The sequence below is a fragment of the Paraburkholderia strydomiana genome, from assembly GCF_046030495.1.
GTDB classification, from domain to species: domain Bacteria; phylum Pseudomonadota; class Gammaproteobacteria; order Burkholderiales; family Burkholderiaceae; genus Paraburkholderia; species Paraburkholderia strydomiana_A.
Genome location: NZ_JAQQCJ010000011.1, coordinates 1 through 20682, shown reverse-complemented (window position 1 = coordinate 20682; position 20682 = coordinate 1). Strand labels below are relative to the sequence as shown.

The 20682-nt window shown below is 65.2% G+C and carries 19 protein-coding genes and 1 pseudogene; 6 read left to right on the top strand and 14 right to left on the bottom strand.

All coding sequences use genetic code 11. The features are described from left to right. Window positions 1-133 precede the first annotated feature (133 nt). The 5 genes from PQQ53_RS16210 to PQQ53_RS16190 all read left to right on the top strand — a co-directional run bounded on the left by PQQ53_RS16210 (window position 134) and on the right by PQQ53_RS16190 (window position 6062). Window positions 134-1528: a phosphomannomutase/phosphoglucomutase gene (locus tag PQQ53_RS16210; protein WP_408144448.1), complete on the top strand. Its 1395-nt coding sequence runs from the start codon at window positions 134-136 to the stop codon at window positions 1526-1528. A 250-nt stretch (window positions 1529-1778) separates the two neighbouring features. Next, window positions 1779-2780, top strand: coding sequence for a lipopolysaccharide heptosyltransferase I (gene waaC, locus PQQ53_RS16205; protein WP_408144450.1), 1002 nt, complete (start codon window positions 1779-1781; stop codon window positions 2778-2780). 48 nt (window positions 2781-2828) lie between these two features. After that, window positions 2829-3713, top strand: a complete 885-nt coding sequence (kdoO, locus tag PQQ53_RS16200) for a Kdo hydroxylase KdoO (protein WP_408144452.1) — start codon at window positions 2829-2831, stop codon at window positions 3711-3713. A 109-nt stretch (window positions 3714-3822) separates the two neighbouring features. Continuing rightward, window positions 3823-5136, top strand: coding sequence for a lipid IV(A) 3-deoxy-D-manno-octulosonic acid transferase (gene waaA, locus PQQ53_RS16195; RefSeq protein ID WP_408144454.1), 1314 nt, complete (start codon window positions 3823-3825; stop codon window positions 5134-5136). 128 nt (window positions 5137-5264) lie between these two features. Continuing rightward, window positions 5265-6062 (top strand): Fic family protein, encoded by a 798-nt coding sequence (locus PQQ53_RS16190; RefSeq protein WP_408324852.1) that lies wholly within the window; start codon window positions 5265-5267, stop codon window positions 6060-6062. On the opposite strand, the gene ureG is transcribed toward PQQ53_RS16190, so the two are convergent. From ureG to urtA, 13 genes are all read right to left on the bottom strand, one after another. After that, window positions 6017-6670, bottom strand: a complete 654-nt coding sequence (gene ureG, locus PQQ53_RS16185) for an urease accessory protein UreG (RefSeq protein WP_408324850.1) — start codon at window positions 6668-6670, stop codon at window positions 6017-6019. The genes PQQ53_RS16190 and ureG overlap by 46 nt on opposite strands. 11 nt (window positions 6671-6681) lie before the next feature. Further along, window positions 6682-7362 carry an urease accessory protein UreF gene (locus PQQ53_RS16180; RefSeq protein WP_408325016.1) on the bottom strand — a complete coding sequence of 227 codons (681 nt, stop codon included), beginning with the start codon at window positions 7360-7362 and terminating at the stop codon, window positions 6682-6684. Beyond that, window positions 7349-8011: an urease accessory protein UreE gene (ureE, locus tag PQQ53_RS16175; protein ID WP_408324848.1), complete on the bottom strand. Its 663-nt coding sequence runs from the start codon at window positions 8009-8011 to the stop codon at window positions 7349-7351. The genes PQQ53_RS16180 and ureE overlap by 14 nt, the downstream gene beginning before the upstream one ends. Window positions 8012-8013: 2 nt before the next feature. Beyond that, the gene (gene ureC / locus PQQ53_RS16170) at window positions 8014-9720 is read right to left on the bottom strand and encodes an urease subunit alpha (protein ID WP_408152919.1); all 1707 of its coding nucleotides are present in this window, start codon (window positions 9718-9720) and stop codon (window positions 8014-8016) included. A gap of 63 nt (window positions 9721-9783) precedes the next feature. Further along, window positions 9784-10089, bottom strand: coding sequence for an urease subunit beta (locus PQQ53_RS16165; protein ID WP_121316726.1), 306 nt, complete (start codon window positions 10087-10089; stop codon window positions 9784-9786). Between the two features lie 18 nt (window positions 10090-10107). Next, window positions 10108-10410, bottom strand: coding sequence for an urease subunit gamma (ureA, locus tag PQQ53_RS16160; RefSeq protein ID WP_042327793.1), 303 nt, complete (start codon window positions 10408-10410; stop codon window positions 10108-10110). Between the two features lie 238 nt (window positions 10411-10648). Continuing rightward, a complete protein-coding gene (locus PQQ53_RS16155) occupies window positions 10649-11461 on the bottom strand; it encodes a transporter substrate-binding domain-containing protein (protein WP_408144465.1) in 813 nt (270 codons plus the stop codon). A gap of 249 nt (window positions 11462-11710) precedes the next feature. Next, a complete protein-coding gene (locus tag PQQ53_RS16150; RefSeq protein ID WP_408325015.1) occupies window positions 11711-12616 on the bottom strand; it encodes an urease accessory protein UreD in 906 nt (301 codons plus the stop codon). A gap of 184 nt (window positions 12617-12800) precedes the next feature. After that, window positions 12801-13493, bottom strand: a complete 693-nt coding sequence (gene urtE, locus PQQ53_RS16145; RefSeq protein WP_408144469.1) for an urea ABC transporter ATP-binding subunit UrtE — start codon at window positions 13491-13493, stop codon at window positions 12801-12803. Between the two features lie 62 nt (window positions 13494-13555). Further along, window positions 13556-14419: an urea ABC transporter ATP-binding protein UrtD gene (urtD, locus tag PQQ53_RS16140; RefSeq protein WP_408144471.1), complete on the bottom strand. Its 864-nt coding sequence runs from the start codon at window positions 14417-14419 to the stop codon at window positions 13556-13558. Beyond that, the gene (gene urtC, locus PQQ53_RS16135; protein ID WP_408144473.1) at window positions 14416-15609 is read right to left on the bottom strand and encodes an urea ABC transporter permease subunit UrtC; all 1194 of its coding nucleotides are present in this window, start codon (window positions 15607-15609) and stop codon (window positions 14416-14418) included. Before urtC ends, urtD begins: the two co-directional genes overlap by 4 nt. A gap of 1 nt (window position 15610) precedes the next feature. Next, complete coding sequence (gene urtB / locus PQQ53_RS16130) at window positions 15611-17260, bottom strand: urea ABC transporter permease subunit UrtB (protein ID WP_408144475.1); 1650 nt, start codon at window positions 17258-17260, stop codon at window positions 15611-15613. Between the two features lie 343 nt (window positions 17261-17603). Further along, window positions 17604-18902 carry an urea ABC transporter substrate-binding protein gene (gene urtA, locus PQQ53_RS16125; protein ID WP_408144477.1) on the bottom strand — a complete coding sequence of 433 codons (1299 nt, stop codon included), beginning with the start codon at window positions 18900-18902 and terminating at the stop codon, window positions 17604-17606. A gap of 302 nt (window positions 18903-19204) precedes the next feature. Here urtA and PQQ53_RS16120 point away from each other — a divergent pair. Further along, window positions 19205-19369: pseudogene (locus tag PQQ53_RS16120) on the top strand (omega-aminotransferase AptA); the annotation flags it as partial. A 146-nt stretch (window positions 19370-19515) separates the two neighbouring features. Here PQQ53_RS16120 and PQQ53_RS16115 read toward each other — a convergent pair. Further along, a partial coding sequence (locus PQQ53_RS16115) for a DUF3443 domain-containing protein (protein ID WP_408324846.1) occupies window positions 19516-20682 on the bottom strand: 1167 nt, incomplete at its 5' end.

The window sequence follows — 20682 nt, the reverse complement described above, 5'->3', positions numbered from 1 at the left end:
GAACCGGATCGCTTCCGGCAAGGGCGCACCGCAGCATGTCAGTGCTACTTTTCATCGCTCGTATTACCGCTAGTTTTACCGATGGTCAGCGGTGCGCCGGTCAAAATTTTCCATTGCACGTAAGTGAGCCAACATGATCTCCAAATCCATTTTCAAGGCGTATGACATTCGCGGCGTGATCGGCAAGACGCTCGACGCCGATGCCGCACGCTCCATCGGCCGCGCATTCGGCAGCGAAGTGCGCGCACAGGGCGGCGACGCGGTCGTCGTCGCGCGCGACGGACGCCTGTCGGGTCCCGAGCTGATTCAGGCATTGTCGGACGGTCTGCGTGCGGCTGGTGTCGACGTGGTCAACGTCGGCATGGTGCCGACGCCGGTCGGCTACTTCGCGGCCAGCGTGCCGTTGCAGCTCGCGGGCGGCGAGCGCCGCGTCGACTCGTGTATCGTCGTGACGGGCAGCCACAATCCGCCTGACTACAACGGCTTCAAGATGGTCCTGCGCGGTGCGGCCATTTACGGCGAACAGATCCTCGCGCTGCACCAGCGCATCGTCGACGAAAACTTCAGCGACGGCAGCGGCACCTACACCGAGTACGACATTGCCGATGCGTATCTCGATCGCATCGCCAGCGACATCAAGCTCGCGCGCCCGATGAAGATCGTCGTCGACACCGGCAACGGCGTGGCCGGCGGCCTCGCACCGAAGCTGTTCAAAAAGCTCGGCTGCGAACTGGTCGAACTGTTCACCGAGATCGACGGCAACTTCCCGAATCATCACCCGGACCCGGCGCACCCGGAAAACCTCCAGGACGTGATTCGCGCGCTGAAGGAAACGGATGCGGAAATCGGCTTCGCGTTCGACGGCGACGGCGACCGCCTCGGCGTCGTCACCAAAGATGGCCAGATCATCTATCCGGACCGTCAGTTGATGCTGTTCGCCGAAGAAGTGCTGTCGCGCAACAAGGGCGCGCAGATCATTTACGACGTGAAGTGCACGCGCAATCTCGCGAAGTGGGTGAAGGACAAGGGCGGCGAGCCGCTGATGTGGAAAACGGGCCACTCGCTCGTGAAGGCGAAGCTGCGTGAAACCGGCGCGCCGCTCGCGGGTGAAATGAGCGGCCACGTGTTCTTCAAGGACCGCTGGTACGGTTTCGACGACGGCCTGTACACGGGCGCACGTCTGCTCGAAATCCTCACGCGCGTCGCCGATCCGAGCAAGCTGCTGAACTCGCTGCCGAACTCGAACTCCACGCCGGAGCTGCAACTGAAGCTCGAAGAGGGCGAGAATTTCGAACTGATCGCGCGCTTGCAGCAGAACGCGAAGTTCACCGGCGCGGACGACGTCGTGAAGATCGACGGCCTGCGCGTCGAATATCCGGACGGCTTCGGCCTCGCGCGTTCGTCGAACACCACGCCGGTCGTGGTGATGCGTTTCGAAGCCGATAACGACGCGGCGCTCAAACGCATCCAGGAAGACTTCCGCCGCGTGATTCTCGCGGAGAAGGCCGACGCGAAACTGCCGTTCTAACGGCTGAAGCGGCGGCGCGGTTGGGCTGGGTTCGCCTGGCCTGAAGCGGCGCCGCGGTTGAACGCGGCGCGGGTTTAACTACCGCGCCGCGTTTTTTCATGTCTTTGACATGCGACGCGCTAAAATTGCGGTCCTCGTGAGAAAGCGCCGGGCCGTCCCACACTTTCTCATTCCTTGGGGAGCCTGACGCGCAGCGGCAGGTTGGGCTCTCTCAACGCATCTTCGGGCCGGATAGCCGGTTTTCTCACTCTTGAGCGTGCAAAAGATACTCATCGTGAGGGTGTCGTCTCTCGGCGACGTCGTTCACAACATGCCGGTGATCGCCGACATCCGACGCCGCCATCCGGATGCGCAGATCGACTGGCTCGTCGAGGAAAGCTTCGTCGGGCTCGTGCAACTCGTCACCGGCGTGCGACGGGCGATTCCCGTTTCATTGCGGCGCTGGCGCAAGCGCATCCTGTCGGTCGACAACTGGCGCGAGATCGGCGCGTTCCGGCGCGCGCTCGCCGCCGAGCACTACGATCTCGTGATCGACTGCCAGGGGCTCATCAAGACCGCGTGGGTCGCGAGCATGGCGCGCGGGCCGCTCGTCGGCCTCGCGAACCGCACCGACGGCGCGGGCTTCGAATGGCCGGTGCGTTTCTTCTACGACAAGCGCGTGCCGATCGAGCCGCGCACCCATGTGGTCGAACGCACGCGGCAACTGGTTGCCGCGGCGCTGAACGACCCGCAGCCACAACCCACCGACGAAATCGACTTCGGTCTCGACACCGGGCGCGCGGCGCTGGCGTTGTCGGAGGCGAATCTGAACCTGCCGGTACCGTACGTCGTGTTCGTGCACGCGACCTCGCGCGCCGACAAGCAATGGCCCGACACCGCGTGGATCGAGTTGGGGCAGTCGCTGGTGCGGCGTGGCGCGTCGATCGTGCTGCCGTGGGGCAGCGACGCCGAGCGCGCGACCAGCGAGCGTCTCGCGAAGGAATTCGGCGCGGCGGCGATCGTGCCGCCGAAGCTGTCGCTGCCCGCGGTGGTCGGCCTGATCGAAGGCGCGGCGGCGACGGTCGGCGTTGACACAGGTCTGGTTCACATCGCGGCGGCGCTGAAGCGGCCCACGGTCGAGTTGTACAATTTCTCGACCGCGTGGCGCACTGGCGGATACTGGTCGCCGAACGTCGTCAATCTCGGCTCGGCCGGGCAGCCGCCCACGCTGCAGCAGGTCAAGTCGGCGCTGGCCGGTTTTGGCCTGCTGTAACCCGTCGGTGCGCTTCGCCTTGCGCACCCTCCGTTCTCAAGGGCGACCATGAACGAAACCCAGATCATCGAAGTAGCGAACGCCGACTGGCACGCACGCAACCTGTCCGTGCCGCGCGAGACGCTGCTTGCCGGCGTCGAACGCGGCAAGGTGCTGTACTTCCCGAACCTGCGCTTTGCGATCGAAGGCGGCGAACAGGCGCTGCTCGATCCCGCGCTCGCCGATCCGAGCCGCAAGAACATCAGCCTCGAACCCAACGGCGGCGCGTTGCACGGCGTGGCCGGCGACGCCGTCACGCAATCCGCGGTGCGCGCATTGATCGCGCGCTATCAGACCAATGCCCGCACGCTGGTCGACGGGCTCTTTCCCGAATACAACGGCCGGCTGCGCGTCGCGCCGACCAGCTTGCGGCTGCATCAGGTGGAAACGCGCGAAACCTCATGGCGCAAGGACGACAGCCGGCTGCACGTCGACGCGTTTCCGTCGCGGCCCAACTACGGCGAGCGGATTCTGCGCGTGTTCACCAACGTCAACCCGCACGGCGCGCCGCGCGTGTGGCGCGTCGGCGAGCCATTCGAGGACATGGCGAGGCGCTTCCTGCCGCGCATCAAGCCGCAGATGCCGGGCGCGGCATGGCTGCTGAATCTGCTGCACGTGACCAAGTCGCCGCGCAGCGAGTACGACCATCTGATGCTGCATCTGCACGACGGCATGAAGGCCGATCTCGACTATCAGAAGTCGAGCCCGCAGGAGACCATGCCGTTTCCGCCGGGCTGCGTGTGGGTGTGTTTCTCCGACCAGACCTCGCACGCGGTGATGTCCGGCCAGTTCATGCTGGAGCAGACTTTCTTCCTGCCGGTCAAGGCGATGGCGCAGCCCGAATGCGCGCCGCTCGGCATTCTCGAACGCCTGAAGGGCAGGGCGCTGGTTTGAGCGCCGCTTTCCTGATGGCGGGGCGAGGCGCGCGCGCCTGTGCGTTCGAGCGCGTGAAGAATGCGGAACCTGCGCGGGAGGCTGCGGCTTTCGCCTTCGCGGAGTGCCGATGCTGAGGGCGATTTATAACGCGCTCTGGTGGATCATCGCGCCGCTCGCCGTGCTGCGTCTGTTGATCCGTTCGCGCAAGGAACGCGGTTACCGCGAGCATATCGGCGAGCGCTTCGGCTATTCGCGCGGGCGTTTGCCCGAGGACAACGGGCCGCTGATCTGGGTGCATGCGGTGTCGGTCGGCGAGACGCGCGCCGCGCAGCCGCTGATCGAAGCGCTGATCAAGGCGCGTCCCGACGCGCGCATTCTGTTGACCCACATGACGCCGAGCGGTCGCGCCACCGGCACGGAGATTTTCGGCGACCGCGTGTTGCGCAGCTATCTGCCGTACGACATGCCGCATGCGGTGCGACGTTTCCTGCGTGCGTGGCGTCCCTCGGTCGGTCTGGTGATGGAAACCGAAGTGTGGCCGACGTTGATCGACGAATGCCGTCGCGCGGATGTGCCGCTCGTGCTGACCAATGCGCGGATGTCGGCGCGCTCGTATAAGCGCGCGGCCAAATTCGGCGGCGCGACCAAGGACGTGTTCGGCGGGTTCTCGCGCGTGCTCGCGCAGAGTCCCTCGGATGCCGAGCGGCTCACCGCGCTCGGCGCGCGCAACGTCGCGGTGCTCGGCAATCTGAAGTTCGATATGAGCACGCCGCCGGAGCTGGCGGCGCGCGGTCATGCGTGGCGTGCGGCGATCGGCACGCGGCCGGTGTGGGTCGCGGCAAGCACGCGCGAGGGGGAAGAGGCGCTGGTGTTGCAGGCGTTCGCGGCGCTGAATGTCGAGGACGCGCTGCTGATTCTGGTGCCGCGTCATCCGCAGCGTTTCAATGAAGTGGCGGCGTTGGTCGAGAAAGCGGGGCTGCGGCTCGAACGGCGTTCGACGTGGGCGCCGGATGCGAAGGTGGCGTCGGCGGGCATGGCGACGGGTGACGCCGTGCCGACGTTGCCAGCCGGGGTGACGGTGCTGCTTGGCGATTCGATGGGTGAATTGGGCGCTTACTATGCCGCCGCGGATCTGGCGTTTATCGGCGGGAGTCTGCTGCCGCTCGGCGGGCAGAATCTGATCGAAGCGTGCGCCGTTGGTGTGCCGGTGCTGATCGGGCCGCACGTGTTCAACTTCACGCAAGCCACCGCGGATGCGGTCGCGGCGGGCGCCGCGGTGCAGGTGCAGGACCCGGCCGATCTGGCGCGAGCGTTGCGCGAACTGTTCGGCGACAAGGCGCGGCGGCTCGCGATGGGCGGCGCGGCGTCGGCATTCGCCGCGCGGCATCGCGGGGCCACGGCGCGGACGGTGGATGTGTTGATGGCGTTGGTGCCGGAGTGAGGGGACGGGGCGCCGTGACACGCGGAGCGCGGTTCATCGCTCCGCTCGTCAATGAATACCATATTCTGCGCAGATTGGGCTCATGCAACTGCGGCCCTATGACCTGAACCGCTTTCCCACCACCTGCAATGACGCTTTTCTCCGACCTCGGCTTTCAATGGGACCGCGCCGCGATTCCTCAAGACATCCCGGTTCACTCGATCAAACGGGTGTGCTTCCGCTTTCATCGCATGCTGCCGGAATTCGTGTGGGATGCGAGCGTGCTCGAAGGAAATCCCTTTACGTTTCCCGAGGTGAAGACGCTGCTCGACGGTGTCACCGTGGGTGGTCGGAAGATATCCGATCAGGAGCAAATCCTGAACCTCGCGGAGAGTTCGAAGCACTTGCTCGCGATTGTGCAGAACGGTCGATTCGCGCTCGACAAGACCACATTCTGCGATTTGCACCGCCTTGTCGCGCGTAATGAAGCGCTTGAATGGGGCGTCTTCCGGGTAGAGGGAGAGGAGACGCGATATACGCCTGACGTCGCGTTGGGTGAGGCAGGTCGCCATACGCCTTTGCCGACTTTGCCCGGCGCGCCTGAACTCAACCGGGTTTTTACCGCAGGCGCGCGCGCTTGTAGAGCAGGTTTCGAATGCGTTCGAGCGCGGCTGCGCGTTCTTCCTGTTCGGCGCATTGCAGCAGTTCTTCTTCGACGGCAACAAGCGGACGTCGCGCTTCATGATGAACGGCGTGCTGATGGCAAACGGCATCGATGCGATCAGCGTTCCGGCACAGCGCGCGGCCGATTTCAACGAAAAGATGGTGCGCTTTTATCTGTCGAAGGATGGCTCCGAGATGATGGCATTCCTGCTGGAATGTCATCCGGGCGAGTGAGGCATCAAACCTTCAGCAACCCCTTGCGCTCGATAAACCCCACCACCTGATCCAACCCGTCGAGCGCCTTCAGATTACACATCACGAAGGGCCGCTCGCCGCGCATCTTCTTCGCATCCGACGCCATCACGTCGAGATTCGCGCCGACCATCGGTGCGAGGTCCGTCTTGTTGATCACCAGCAGATCCGACTTCGTAATGCCAGGTCCGCCCTTGCGCGGAATCTTCTCGCCGCCCGCCACGTCGATCACGTAGATCGTCAGGTCCGACAGTTCCGGGCTGAACGTCGCCGCGAGGTTGTCGCCGCCCGATTCGATGAACACGATGTCCGCATCGGGAAAACGCGTCAGCATGCGGTCGACGGCTTCGAGATTGATCGACGCGTCCTCGCGGATGGCCGTGTGCGGGCAACCGCCCGTTTCGACGCCCATGATCCGCTCGGCCGGCAGCGCGCCCGCCACGGTCAACAGACGCTGATCCTCTTTCGTATAGATGTCGTTGGTGATCGCGACGAGGTCGTACCGGTCGCGCATTGCCTTGCAGAGCATTTCGAGCAGCGTGGTCTTGCCGGAGCCGACCGGTCCGCCGACGCCCACGCGCAGCGGCGGCAGTTTCTTCGTACGGACGGACGAGTGGGCGGGATGATGAGGTGCGTTCATGATGGATCGGTTTATGAGCGGAAAAGTCGCGAATACTGCGACTCGTGACGCGCCGACAGAATGCCGAGTTGCGGCGCGAACGTGTTGATGTTCTCGGGCGAGGTGGCCAGCGCGCGCGTAACCGCGGCATCGATCGGCGCGCGCAATGCGACGATGATGCGCTGACCCGCGAGCTGTCCCAACGGCACGGCCTTCAATGCGGCGGCCGCCTGGTTCTCGACCCAGCTGAATGCATACGCGGCGAGCGCGGCATCGAGGGTGGCGTCGTGCGCGTAGGCGGCGAAGGCGAATGCGGTGGGCTGCGCGAGCGGCGTGAGCGAGGCGAGCGTCGCGCGTCTTTCAGCATCGCCCCATTCGAGCGACACGCACAATTGCCGTAGCGACCAGCCCATCTGTTCCGTTTCGCGGCGCAGTTCCGCGGACTCGCGGCTCGCGAGGAATTCGCGGTTGGCTTCAGCGAGGCCGGCGGCGTCATGCGAACCCCAGCGCTCCATTTGATGCGCGAGGAACGGCAGCTCGCCGTGCGCGAGCACGTCGGTCAGACCGCGTTCGATCCATGCGCGCGCGGAGTCGGCGTCGGTGATCAGCTGCGCTTCGATCGCCGCTTCGAGACCCTGCGAATAGCTGAACGCGCCGATCGGCAAGGCCGGCGAGGCGAGATGCAGCAGCGCGGTGAGTTCAGCGATGCGCATGGTGCGCGTGATGTGCGTGGCCGCAGGATTCGTCGTGTACGTGACCGCTGGAATCGTGGTCGTGGTCGTGCGAATGACCGTGCACATGGTCATGGTCGTGGTCATGCGAGTGACCCTGCTCATGCGAATGCCCATGATGCTCGCCAAACACCTGCTGCGCGAGCGCATAGTCCTCGGCGAACGTCTCGTCATGCCCATGCTTATGCCCGCCGCCATACGCGCCGGACTCGGGCTGAAACGGCATCGACACCTGATCGACCGTCGCGCCGATGCGCTTGAGCATGTCGGCCAGCACCGGATCGTATTCGAGCTTCAGATAGTCCGCGCCCACTTCCACCGGCGTATGACGATTGCCGAGGTGATACGCGGCGCGCGTCAGCGTCAACGCATCTTTCGCGCGCACGTACAGCACCGCTTCCGGCGCGGCGACGACCCGCACGAGGCCGCCGTCGTCGGCGACCAGCACGTCGCCGTCGCGCAGCACCGTGCCGCGCGGCAGCAGCAGCGCGACTTCTTCGCCGTTATCGAGCGTGGCCGCGAGGCGGCTCTTGCGCCGTTCGTCGAAAGCGAGCGTCAGCGTCGGCGCCCGCTTGATCAGCACCGGCGCGAGCTTCAGATGCGGCGCCAGCAGTTTGTCGAAAGTACGCATGGTCAGAACAGAAAGTAGCGTTGCGCCATCGGCAGCACGGTCGCCGGCTCGCAGGTCAGCAACTGACCGTCGGCGATCACCTGATAGGTTTCCGGATCGACGCTGATCGCCGGGCGCCACGCGTTGTGAATCATGTCGGCCTTCGAAATGTTGCGGCAGTTCTTCACGGCCACGATACGCTTGTTCAACCCATAGCGTTCGGCCACGCCCGCATCGGCGGCCATCTGCGAGACGAAGGTCAGCGAGGTGCGCCCGAGGGCGCCGCCGCGCGTCGCGAACATCTCACGATAATGCACCGGCTGCGGCGTCGGGATCGATGCGTTGGGGTCGCCCATCTGCGCCATTGCGATCATGCCGCCCTTGAGGATCAGCGACGGTTTGATGCCGAAGAACGCCGGTTCCCAGAACACCAGATCGGCCCACTTGCCCGGTTCGATCGAGCCGACTTCATGCGCGATGCCGTGCGTGATCGCGGGGTTGATCGTGTACTTGGCGACATAGCGCTTCGCGCGGAAGTTGTCGTGGCGCGCGGTGTCTTCAGGCAGCGCGCCGCGTTGCACCTTCATCTTGTGCGCGGTCTGCCACGTGCGGATGATCACTTCGCCCACGCGCCCCATCGCCTGCGAATCCGACGACAGCATCGACAGCGCGCCGAGGTCGTGCAGGATGTCTTCGGCGGCGATCGTCTCGCGGCGGATGCGCGACTCGGCGAACGCGATGTCTTCCGCGATCGACGGGTCCAGGTGGTGGCACACCATCAGCATGTCGAGATGCTCGTCGAGCGTATTGACGGTGTAGGGGCGCGTCGGATTGGTCGACGAGGGCAGCACGTTCGCCTCGCCGCACACCTTGATGATGTCCGGCGCGTGGCCGCCGCCCGCGCCTTCCGTGTGATACGTGTGGATCGTGCGGCCCTTGAACGCAGCTACCGTCGCTTCGACGAAACCCGCTTCGTTCAGCGTGTCGGTGTGGATCGCGACCTGGGTGTCGGTGTCGTCCGCCACCGAGAGGCAGTTGTCGATCGCGGCGGGCGTCGTGCCCCAGTCCTCGTGCAGCTTCAGGCCGATCGCGCCGGCGGCGATCTGTTCCAGCGCCGGCTGCGGCTGGCTCACGTTGCCCTTGCCGAGAAAGCCGAGGTTCATCGGATAACCGTCGGCCGCCTGCAGCATCCGTTCGAGATGCCACGGACCCGGCGTGCAGGTGGTCGCGTTGGTGCCGGTCGCCGGACCGGTGCCGCCGCCGAGCATCGTCGTCACGCCGCTCGCGAGCGCTTCCTCGATCTGCTGTGGGCTGATGAAGTGAATGTGCGTGTCGATGCCGCCCGCCGTCACGATCAGGCCTTCGCCCGCGATCACTTCGGTGGACGCGCCGATTGCGATCGTCACGTTCGGCTGGATGTCGGGATTGCCCGCCTTGCCGATCGCGGCGATGCGACCGTTCTTGATGCCGATGTCGGCTTTGACGATGCCCCAGTGGTCGAGAATCACCGCGTTCGTGACGACGGTGTCGACCACGTCGGCGTGCACGCGTTGCGACTGGCCCATGCCGTCGCGAATCACCTTGCCGCCGCCGAATTTGACTTCTTCGCCGTAGGTGGTGAAGTCGCGTTCGACTTCGATCAATAACTCGGTGTCGGCGAGACGCACGCGGTCGCCGGTGGTGGGGCCGAACATTTCCGCGTACGCGCGGCGGTCAATGCGTAAGGTCATGGTGTGAGTCCGGAATGGAGCAGGGCGGTTCGGGCAGGGGGTGCGTAGGACGCATGCAGGGCGTCAGAGCTTGCCCATCACCTTGCCGTTGAACCCGTAGACGACGCGCTCGCCCGCCAGCGCAACCAGCTCGACGGTACGTTCCTGGCCGGGTTCGAAGCGCACGGCGGTGCCCGCCGCGATATTCAGCCGGAAGCCGCGCGCCGTGTCGCGATCGAACGAGAGCGCCTCGTTCACCTCGTAGAAGTGGTAGTGCGAGCCGATCTGCACCGGGCGGTCGCCGGTATTCGACACGACCACCGTGACCGTGGCGCGGCCTGCGTTGAGCTCGTGTTCGCCGTCGTCGGTGATGAGTTCGCCGGGAATCATGGGGCTTGCCTTGTACGCTTAAGGGATCGGGTGATGAACGGTGACGAGCTTGGTGCCGTCGGGGAAGGTGGCTTCGACCTGGATGTCGGGGATCATCTCGGGCACGCCTTCCATGACGTCGTCGCGGGTGAGCAGCGTAGTGCCGTAGTACATGACCTCGGCGACGGTCTTGCCGTCGCGGGCCGCTTCCATGAGCGCCGCGGTGATGAACGCGATCGCTTCCGGATAGTTGAGTTTGAGGCCGCGTGCGCGGCGCCGTTCGGCAAGCAGCGCGGCGGTGAAGATCAGCAGCTTGTCCTTCTCGCGAGGTGTGAGCTTCATCGAATGTGTGGGTTCGGTTATGACGGTCCGGAGGGTGGTCCGAGTTGTGGTCCGGATAGGTCGTTAGGGCGGTCCCCGCAGGGACCGTCGGCCGCGACCATGATAGGCGTTGTGCGTCGCGGCCGCGAGCACGCGATGCGCATGCGGCGAGTGAGCGACGCAGATCACGCCGGATAAACCGGCCAGGCCGGTCACCGTATCAAGTCCGGCTAACGGCTCGCTTACAAGCGGGCCTCGCTTACATGTCGGCCGGCAACGGCGCGCCGAACCACTTCTTCGACATCGTGTCGAGCGTGCCGTCGTGTTTGGCCTGGGCGATCGCCGCGTCCACTTTCTGCTGCAGGCGCGGCTCGTTCTTGTTCATGCCGACGAAGCACGGCGAATTCTTGATGACGAACTTCGGCTCCGGCCGGCGCGGCGGATTCTTCGCGATGATCGCGGCGGCGACGATATTGCCCGCGGCGATCAACTGCACCTGGCCCGACAGGAACGCGGCGATGGTCGCGTTGTTGTCCTCGAAGCGTTTGATGGTCGCGTTCGGCGCCATCTGCGACAGTCCGATTTCCTCGAGCGCGCCGCGCGTCGCGCCGACCGTCTTGCCGGTGAGATCGGCGGGACCGCTCACCTTGATGTCGGCGGGACCGAACACGCCCTGGTAGTAGGGCGCATAGGCGCTCGAAAAGTCGATCACCTTCGTGCGCTCCGGCGTTTTGCCGAGCGACGAGATCACCAGATCGACCTTGCCCGTTTGCAGATACGGAATCCGGTTCGCGCTATTGACCGGCACGAGTTCGAGCTTCACGTTCATCGACTTCGCGAGCAGCGCCGCGGTGTCGATGTCATAGCCTTGCGGCTTCATGTCGGGGCCGACCGCGCCGAACGGCGGATAGTCTTCCGGGACGGCCACTTTCAGCACGCCCGCCTTGGCGATGTTGTCGAGCGTGTCCGCGTGAGCGGCGACCGCATGAAAGGCGAGGTGCGCGACGATGGGCACGGACAGCAGCGCGGCGAGCAACGCGCGGCGCGCGGGGCGGGTAAGCAAAAGTTTCATGGTCGTCAGCGGTGGCGCGGTGTGGTGATGGTGTCGTGACGGCGGTGAGCCGGCCGGCTGCCGTCGAGTTGCGGCAGCATCGTGGCGCTGGACGATGCAAGGTGTGTGCCATCGCGGTGCAGCTTGAGCGAGCGGGCGAAAAGGCGGACGACGCACCCGATTGGGGCGCGCGACTGCGCCGCCGTGGTGCGCGAGTGGCCTTGCGAAGGTGAAAGGCTGTGCGAACAGGCGAGCCCCTCGCCGGATCGTTCAGGTCGACCAGATTCGCAGTGGCTTCGCCGCGACGCCGTGCACGACCGGCCGCAGTTGCAGCCAGCAGCGCGTCAATGCGTGCTGAAGCGTTTCCATCGAGCGCGACACCGCGCGCACGAGCAGCACGCCGTTCGTCACGCACGAAGTGGCGGCGCGCAGCGAATCGTCGAACGGCAGTTGCGCGGTGAGCGACTCGGCGAGCGCGTCGTCGCACGCGGCGCCGACGGCCCATAGCGTCCCATAGGCGGGGAAGCCGGCGAGCCCCTGGGGGCCGTTACGCAGCGGATCGGCGGCGTCGAGGGCCGCGCGTTCGAGCCACAGCAGCTCGCCTTGCGGACCCACGATTCGCGAGACGGCGCGCAAGCGGCCATGCGACCAGCGTTCACCGGCGGCTTGCCGCCCGAGCTGGGTCGCATCCCATCCCAACGCGGTGGCGCCGTCGGCCAGCGTCAGCGAGAAGTCCAGATGCGCGTTCGCGTGGTCGAACACGATGTTGTTTTGCGGCAGCCAGTCGAGCTTCGCCTGCTCGCCGACACGCACGGCGATCTGCTGGCGCGCGGCGCGGCCGTTGGACTTGTACCACTTGGTTGCGCCGGGCGTGGTGATGACCGCATGCGAACCGGCGCCGAGCGCGACGTCGATATCGAGCTGATCGCCGCCCGCAATGCCACCGGGAGGATGCACGATCACCGCATGGCAGATCGCCTGGCCTTCGGGATGCAGCGTGCGCTGCACGCGCAACGGTCCGTCATGCAGCCGGTGCACGAGCGTCGTGCGCGCGTCCTGTTTGACGAAGCCGAGTTCGAGACGCGCGCGCCATGTCGAAGGCGCGGCGCTTTGCGCGGCGGGTTGTGCCGGAGGTTGCGCACTAGCGAGCGTGGCGTGATTTTCGTGAAGCGACATGCGAATGGACGTGCGGTCGACGTGTTGGAGCGGCATATGAAGGCGCCGTATTAGGGCGAAGCGAGCCTGCGTGCGCCACGCGGACGCGAGCCGCGCCGCCTGACGATGCGGCGAGAATAGCACGCGCGGCACGCGCGTTTGCGCGCGTTCGTCGTGCGCTGCTCACGCGGTGATCACATCCGCATCACACCGCGATCAACGCGCGCACACCATCCGTGTCCATATTTGCGCCTTCGCCGCCCGCGACGATTTCGCCGCGGCTCATCACCCAGTAGCGATCGGCGATGTCCTTCGCGAAGTCGTAGTACTGCTCGACGAGCAGCACCGTCATGCCCATTTCCTCGACCAGCTGACGCAGCGTGCGGCCGATGTCCTGAATGATCGACGGCTGAATGCCTTCGGTCGGTTCGTCGAGAATCAGCAATTGCGGATCGCTCATCAGCGCGCGGCCAATGGCGAGCTGTTGTTGCTGACCGCCGGACAGATCGCCGCCGCGCCGGCTGCGCATGTCCTTGAGCACCGGGAACAGTTCGTAGATACGGTCGGGGATCTTCTTCGGCGCCTTCTTGCTGGCCGCGCCGACCAGCAGATTCTCCTCGACGGTCAGCCGCGGAAAGATATCGCGCCCTTGCGGCACATAGGCGAGCCCGTGTTCGACGCGCGAATAGGTCGGCAGTTTGGTGATCGGCGTGCCGCGCCAGGCGATCGAGCCGCTCTTCGTCTGCACCACGCCCATCAGGCAGCGCAGCAGCGTGGTCTTGCCGACGCCGTTGCGGCCCAGCAGCACAGTGAGCTTGCCGTCGGGCACGGTGAGCTTCACATCGCGCAGGATGTGGCTGCCGCCGTAGTACTGGTTCAGTTTGTCTACTTCCAGCATGGTCGTTTTATCCGTTCGAAGCTTTGATTCATCGGCTCACTCATTGGCCGCTCATTGGTCGCTCATCGACCAAGGTACGACTCGATCACCGTCTCGTCCTGCTTGACCTCGTCGAGCGTGCCGTGCGCGAGCACGCGGCCTTCGGCCATCACCGTCACCTTGCCGGTGTCGCCCGACAACGCCGCCACGAACTCCATGTCGTGTTCGACGACCATCATCGAACAGGTGCCGCGCAGATGGTTGAGCAATTCGGCCAATTGCATGGTTTCGTCGTCGGTCATGCCGGCGGCCGGTTCGTCGAGCAGCAGCAGCGCCGGTTGCTGCATCAGCAGCATGCCGATTTCGAGGCGCTGCTTCTGTCCGTGCGACAGCTCTCCGGCTGAGCGCCGCGCTTCGCTTTCCAGACCGATCAGCGCCAACGTTTCTTCGATGCGCGCTTGCGCTTGACGATCCAGCCGCGCGCGCAACGACGCAAACCAGCCCTTGTCGGTTTTCATCGCCAGTTCGAGGTTTTCCCACACGGGGTGCTGCTCGAACACGGTCGGCTTCTGGAACTTGCGGCCGATCCCCGCCCGCGCGATGGACGGCTCGTTCATCCGCGTCAGGTCGATCGACTGGCCGAGAAAGACCTTGCCGGAGTCCGGCTCGGTCTTGCCGGTGATGACGTCCATCATCGTCGTCTTGCCGGCGCCGTTCGGGCCGATGATGCAGCGCAGTTCGCCGGCGTCGATCGCGAGCGACAGCGCGTTCAACGCGCGAAAGCCGTCGAAGCTCACCGTCACGTCTTCGAGATACAGGATCGTGCCGTGCGACACGTCGATCTCGCCGGGCACCACCACGTGCCCCATGTTCGCGACGCCGCTCAGCGAATGCTCGGCGGGTGCCTCCGGTAAAGCCAGATCAGGAACCATCGGGTTTTCGTTCATGAGCGGTTCCTTTTGCGCGTCACGAGTTCGATCAGCCCCATGATGCCGTTGGGCAGCAGCAGCGGGACCAGCACGAAGATCAGACCGAGAAAGAACAGCCAGTATTCAGGGAAATTCGCCGTGAAGAAGCTCTTCGCGCCGTTCACCGCGAACGCGCCGATGATCGGCCCGATCAGCGTGCCGCGTCCGCCCACCGCGACCCAGATCGCCATCTCGATCGAGTTGCCCGGCGACATCTCGCCCGGATTGATGATGCCGACCTGCGGCACGTATAACGCACCCGCGATCCCGCACAGTACGGCCGACACGGTCCACACGAACAGCTTGTAGGCGAGCGGGCTGTAGCCGAGAAACATCAGGCGCGTTTCGCCGTCGCGCACGGCGGTGACCACGCGGCCGAGCTTCGACGTGACGATCGCGCGCGCGCCGAGGAACGCGAGGATCAGCACCGCGAACGTGATCAGCAGGAGCGCGGTGCGGGTGCCCGCATGCGTGATCGGAAAACCGCCGATGCGCTTGAAGTCGGTGAAGCCGTTATTGCCGCCGAAGCCCGTTTCATTGCGATAGAACAGCAGCATCGCGGCGAACGTCATCGCCTGCGTGATGATCGACAGGTACACGCCCTTCACGCGCGAGCGGAACGTGAAGAAGCCGAACACCCACGCGACCACCGCCGGCACCAGCACCACCAGCAGGAGCGCGTAGCCGAGATGCTGTGTGCCCTGCCAGTACCACGGCAGTTGATGCCAGTCGAGAAACACCATGAAATCGGGCAGATCGCTGCCGTACTTGCCGTCGTGACCGATCGCGCGCATCAGGTACATGCCGATCGCGTAGCCGCCCAGCGCGAAGAACAGCGCATGGCCGAGGCTGAGAATGCCGCAGTAGCCCCACACGAGATCGAGCGCGAGCGCTGCGATCGCGTAGCACATGAACTTGCCGGTGATCGTCGTCGCGTACGCGGACAGATGCAGCGGGCTCGTCTCCGGCAGCACCAGCGTGGCGAACGGCACGCCGAGTCCGAACACGATGATCAGCGCAATCAGCGCGAGCCACGCGCGCCGCGACAGCAGCGCGGGACGCGGCGGCAGGCCGAGCGCGAAGCCGGACTGCGCGTCGCGCGCGGCGGCTGCGCCGCCGTTCGCCGCGCCGCCGTGAGCCGACGAGGTCGTCGAAGTAGCAGAAGTCATCTCATGCCTCCGCGCTACGGCCCTTGAGGGCGAACATGCCCTGCGGACGCTTCTGGATGAACAGGACGATCAGCACCAGCACCGCGATCTTCGCGAGCACCGCGCCCCAGAACGGCTCGATCGCCTTGCTGACGAGCCCGAGCCCGAAGCCGCCGATGACGGTGCCCGCCAGCTGCCCGACACCGCCGAGCACGACCGCCATGAACGAATCGATGATGTAGCTCTGGCCGAGGTCCGGTCCGACATTGCCGATCTGCGACAGCGCGCAGCCGCCGAGACCCGCGATGCCCGCGCCGAACGCGAACGCATACGAATCGACGCGCGCGGTCTTCACGCCGACGCACGCAGCCATGCGGCGATTCTGCGTGACCGCGCGTACGAACAGGCCGAGGCGCGTCTTCGTCAACACCGCCCACGCGATGCCGACGACGATCAGCGAAAACGCCAGAATGGCGAGGCGGTTGTACGGCAGGATCAGATTCGGCAGCACGGTCACCCCGCCGCTCATCCAGGCCGGGTTGATCACCTGCACGTTCTGCGCGCCGAACAGCATGCGGGTCGCCTGGATCAGGATCAGGCTCACGCCGAAGGTGGTCAGCAGCGTTTCGAGCGGACGGCCATACAGATGCTTGAGCACCAGCCGTTCGAGCACGATGCCGACCAGCGCCGCCGCCACGAATGACGCCGGCACCGCGAGCAGCGGGTACCAGTCGAACGCGCCGGGCGCGAAGCGCTGAAACAGGTTCTGCACGACGTAGGTGGCGTAGGCGCCGATCATCAGGAATTCGCCGTGCGCCATGTTGATCACGCCGATCAGCCCGTACGTGATCGCAAGGCCGAGCGCGGCGAGCAGCAGCACGCTGCCGAGCGACAACCCGGCGAACAGCGTGCCGGCGATCTGGCCGCGGCGCTGGATCGCATCGAGTTCGTCGATGCCTGTTTGCGCGGCGGCGCGCACGCGCTCGTCGGCTTCGACGAAGCTGCCGTCCGCTTTCTTCGCGACCAGCGGGCGCAGCAGTTCGTTCATGTCGAGGTCGTGCCGCGCGGCCACCAGTTGCACGGCCTCCAGCCGTTTGGCCGGATCGGCGTCGTGCAGCGCGGTCATCGCCCACAGCGTGTCGAGGCGCTTCTTCAAGGCCGGATCGGTTTCCTTTGCGCGGGCCGCGTCGACCAGCGGCTTGATCGCCGGATCGGGGTTTTGCAGCAGCGCGCCGATCGCGGCTTCGCGCGTGGCGCGGTCCGGCGAATCGAGTTGCAGACCCGCAAGTGCGCCCGACACTTTCGAGCGCAGCAGGTTGTTCAGGGTGACCGGCTGCGCGTCGCCGGCGGCCACCGTCTTGCCGGTGACGGCATCGCGTGCGGTGTCGCCGTCCTGCAGCAGCACGGCGCCCGCGTCGGTGGCGAGCGCGCTGTCGTCGGACAGCGCCTTGAGCACCGCGAGCGATTCCTTGTCGTGGTTGGCGATCAGCTTGTCGATCGCCGCGGATTTGGCGTCGAAGTCGTCGCCGGCGAGCGGCGCGACATCGGCGGGAGTCAGCGCGAACGCGGCGAGCGGAGCGCCGGCGACGAGCACCAGCGCCGCGCCGACGATACTGCGCTGTGCGAGCCGTCGTGCGAATCGCCGTGCGTCTGTGAGAAATGAAAACGCCATGGTGGCCTTTGGAGAAAAACCGGCAGCGCGGCGTGGATGCAATACAAGCTGTCGTGCCGCGCTGTCGGGTTACTGCGTCGCGGGTGCGCGCCGTGGATCCGCTTCGGCCGCCGCGACTGCGAAGAAGCAGGCGGCGGGTTCGTGCAAGGGCGTGACTTGCGCGACTTCAACCGCGCCAATCCAGGCCGGCGATGCGAACGCACAGCCGTGACCCAACCCGTTTCACGCCGGCTGAATGCGCGGTGCGGCGAGCGCGCCCTCGGTGGAATCACCTACATCGGCTCGCGACGCGGCTAAGCGGCCAACAACCGCACCGCCGCGTCGAGCCGTCCTGTCAGTCCGCTCAGGCGACGCGCGAGCGCTTCAGGAACGCCGGAATCGAGCTGACCACATCCGGCTTGCTCGAATTGCCGGCGATGAACGGGCTCCACGGCTGTGCGCGAATCGCGGTCTTGGTCCGCCACACCACGTTGAACTGGCCGTCGGCGCGTACTTCGCCGATCATCACCGGCTTGTGCAGATGGTGGTTACCGTCCATCTCCAGCGTGAAGCCCGACGGCGCCGCGAAGGTCTGGCCGATCATCGCCACGCGCACCTTGTCGACGTCGGTGCTCTTCGCTTTCTCGACTGCCTGCTTCCACATATGGATGCCGACGAAGGTCGCTTCCATCGGGTCGTTGGTCACGCGCTTCGAGCCGCCCGGCAGGTTGTTGTCCTTGACCCAGGTCGCCCATTCTTTCTTGAACTTTTCGTTGGCCGGGTTGCGCAACGACATGAAGTAGTTCCATGCGGCGAGGTTGCCGACCAGCGGTTTCGTGTCGATGCCGCGCAGTTCCTCTTCGCCGACCGAGAAGGCGACCACCGGCACGTCCGACGCCTTCAGCCCCTGGTTGCCGAGTTCCTTGTAGAACGGCACGTTCGAGTCGCCGTTCACGGTCGAGATCACCGCGGTCTTGCCGCCTTGCGAGAAGGTCTTGATGTTCGCGACGATGGTCTGATAGTCGCTATGGCCGAACGGCGTGTAGACCTCTTGAATATCGGCTTCCTGCACGCCCTTGGACTTGAGGAACGCGCGCAGGATCTTGTTGGTCGTCCGCGGATACACATAGTCGGTGCCTAGCAGGAAGAAGCGCTTGGCGCCGCCGCCTTCCGCGCTCATCAGATATTCGGTCGCGGGAATCGCCTGCTGATTCGGCGCTGCGCCCGTGTAGAAAACGTTGCGCGACATTTCCTCGCCTTCGTACTGCACCGGATAGAACAGCAGGCCGTTCAGTTCCTCGAACACCGGCAGCACCGATTTGCGCGACACGGACGTCCAGCAGCCGAACACCACAGCGCACTTTTCCTGCGTGATGAGCTGACGTGCTTTCTCGGCGAACAGCGGCCAGTTCGACGCCGGGTCGACCACCACCGGCTGAAGCTGACGGCCCATCACGCCGCCATTCTTGTTGATGTCCGCGATGGTCATCAACGCGGTGTCCTTCAGCGACGTTTCGGAGATGGCCATCGTGCCCGACAGCGAATGGAGAATGCCCACCTTGATCGGACCACTGCCGGACTGCGCGTTCGCGAACGGCACCTGACCAGCAAGCGCCAATGCGCCGGACATGGAACCGAACTTCAACAGACTGCGACGTTTCATGTGTTTCCCCTTGCCATTGATGGTGACTGTTTATGGGCATCGATTTCAGCCAGCAGGGCTTATCCCGCATGACTTGCCGCTCCTGTACTGCAAGCCACATGCCATGCGGCAATTTCGACTCGAATCGCATAGGCAGCGCGCCACGGCGCGGCTGCGCGCGGGGCGGCGGGGCGCGCAGCCGCGCGAAAGTGGTGCAGGATCGCGGTAGGCGCCTCGTTCGGGTGCGTGCCGCGCCGCAACGAAGCGCGCGTATCCGCCAGCGGGCGTCCGCGGTGCATGGCCGCCGCGCCTTTGTGCATGCGCCGCTCGCGCGTGCTTATGACATGCTCGTGCGCTGCTTCGAGAAGGGTCTGTCGACGCGTTATACCGGGGATATTCTGGCGTTCTCTCTGCCGTTGATCGTCGAGGAGGCGCAGCTCGAGGGGATTTTCGGAACGGTGGCGCAGGTGTTGAGGGAGACGGAGTAGGCGCTGGTCGTTGCGATTCGAGTAGGGATGGCTCTTGCGTGATCCGCGCGTGCCTGTCGTGGACGATGCGATCGTGCTGCTGGCGAGAAGGCCGGCGCCGTGAGGTGCCGGCCTTTCTGTTTCGATCCGTTGCTTGTGTCGCCCGATCAGAACGCGACGAACGGCCCTGTATGGGCGCCGATCGTTGCGTTGTTGAGTGCGGTGTAGACGCTGCGGCCGTAAAAGAACGGCAGCCCCCAGACGAACATGCTGTACATGGGTGAGCCGAGGCTGTCATAGGCCGCGTACGGATTAGCCAGAAGCGTAAATCCATTCGCCAGTGAGAATGGCACGCTCACCGGCGTGGATCCGCTGGCGGTGCCCACCAGGATCGCGGACAGGCTGAGCGTGGTGGCAGGCACAAACCAGTCGCCCGAATAAGGCGTCGTGTAGTCCGTGAAGAGGTTCGCATTGGAGCCGCTGTCGATTGCGCTGAGATACGAATAGCCCTGGTACGTGGTCGTGAAATAGCCGTTCGGATTCAGCGTGAGAATGCTCGCATTCGACGGCAGCGCGTTGTTCGCCTGCGTGCCGATGCCGAACACCAGTTCACCGGTCGCGCTGGCCTGGCCACCCGCCGGCAACGCGGGTAGACGGATGATCGTGCCGTTGTTATCCGATGTGAAATTGGCGACCGGATTCATGACCTGGATGTCGAGCGGCACACGCGTGCTCGTGCACGACGCCGCGGACGAGCAGTAGTAATAGGTTGCCGGCAGCGCGGTGTTCGCGGCCGCCGCGTAATCGCGCCGTGCCGTCGAAATGCCGACTACGCCGTTCGCGCCCATCAGGGCCTTCGTGTTCAGGTTGGTGCCGCCGCGCGACAGACATTCCGACGGTGTCGAATACTTGCCGTCGGCGATGACCTGGATGGGCATGTTGCCCGCCATCTTGCTGCCGATCTTTACGTCGGCGCGCTTGACTGCTCCCCATGTGAAACCGGAGCTGAACTGTGCGCATTCGGCGATCGCTGCGCTACCCGTCGGATCGTCGGTGGCGCCCGATTGCGCTGGCAGGCTGGCGGTGAGCGCCGAACTTAATGCGCTGGCGAGCACGCGCACGCCGACCGAGCCGGTGTCGACCTGCATGTGATCGATCGTCTCGCATTGGTTCGCGCCCTGGCCCCCTGGGATGCAGATCGTGACGCTGACGTAGGGCATGTTGACGTAGCTCGTCCATCGTTCCACGGTCAGGGGGACGGTGTTGGTGGGGGGAGTTGGTGTCGGGGTTGGAGTTGGTGTCGGGGTTGGAGTTGGTGTTGGGGTTGGAGTTGG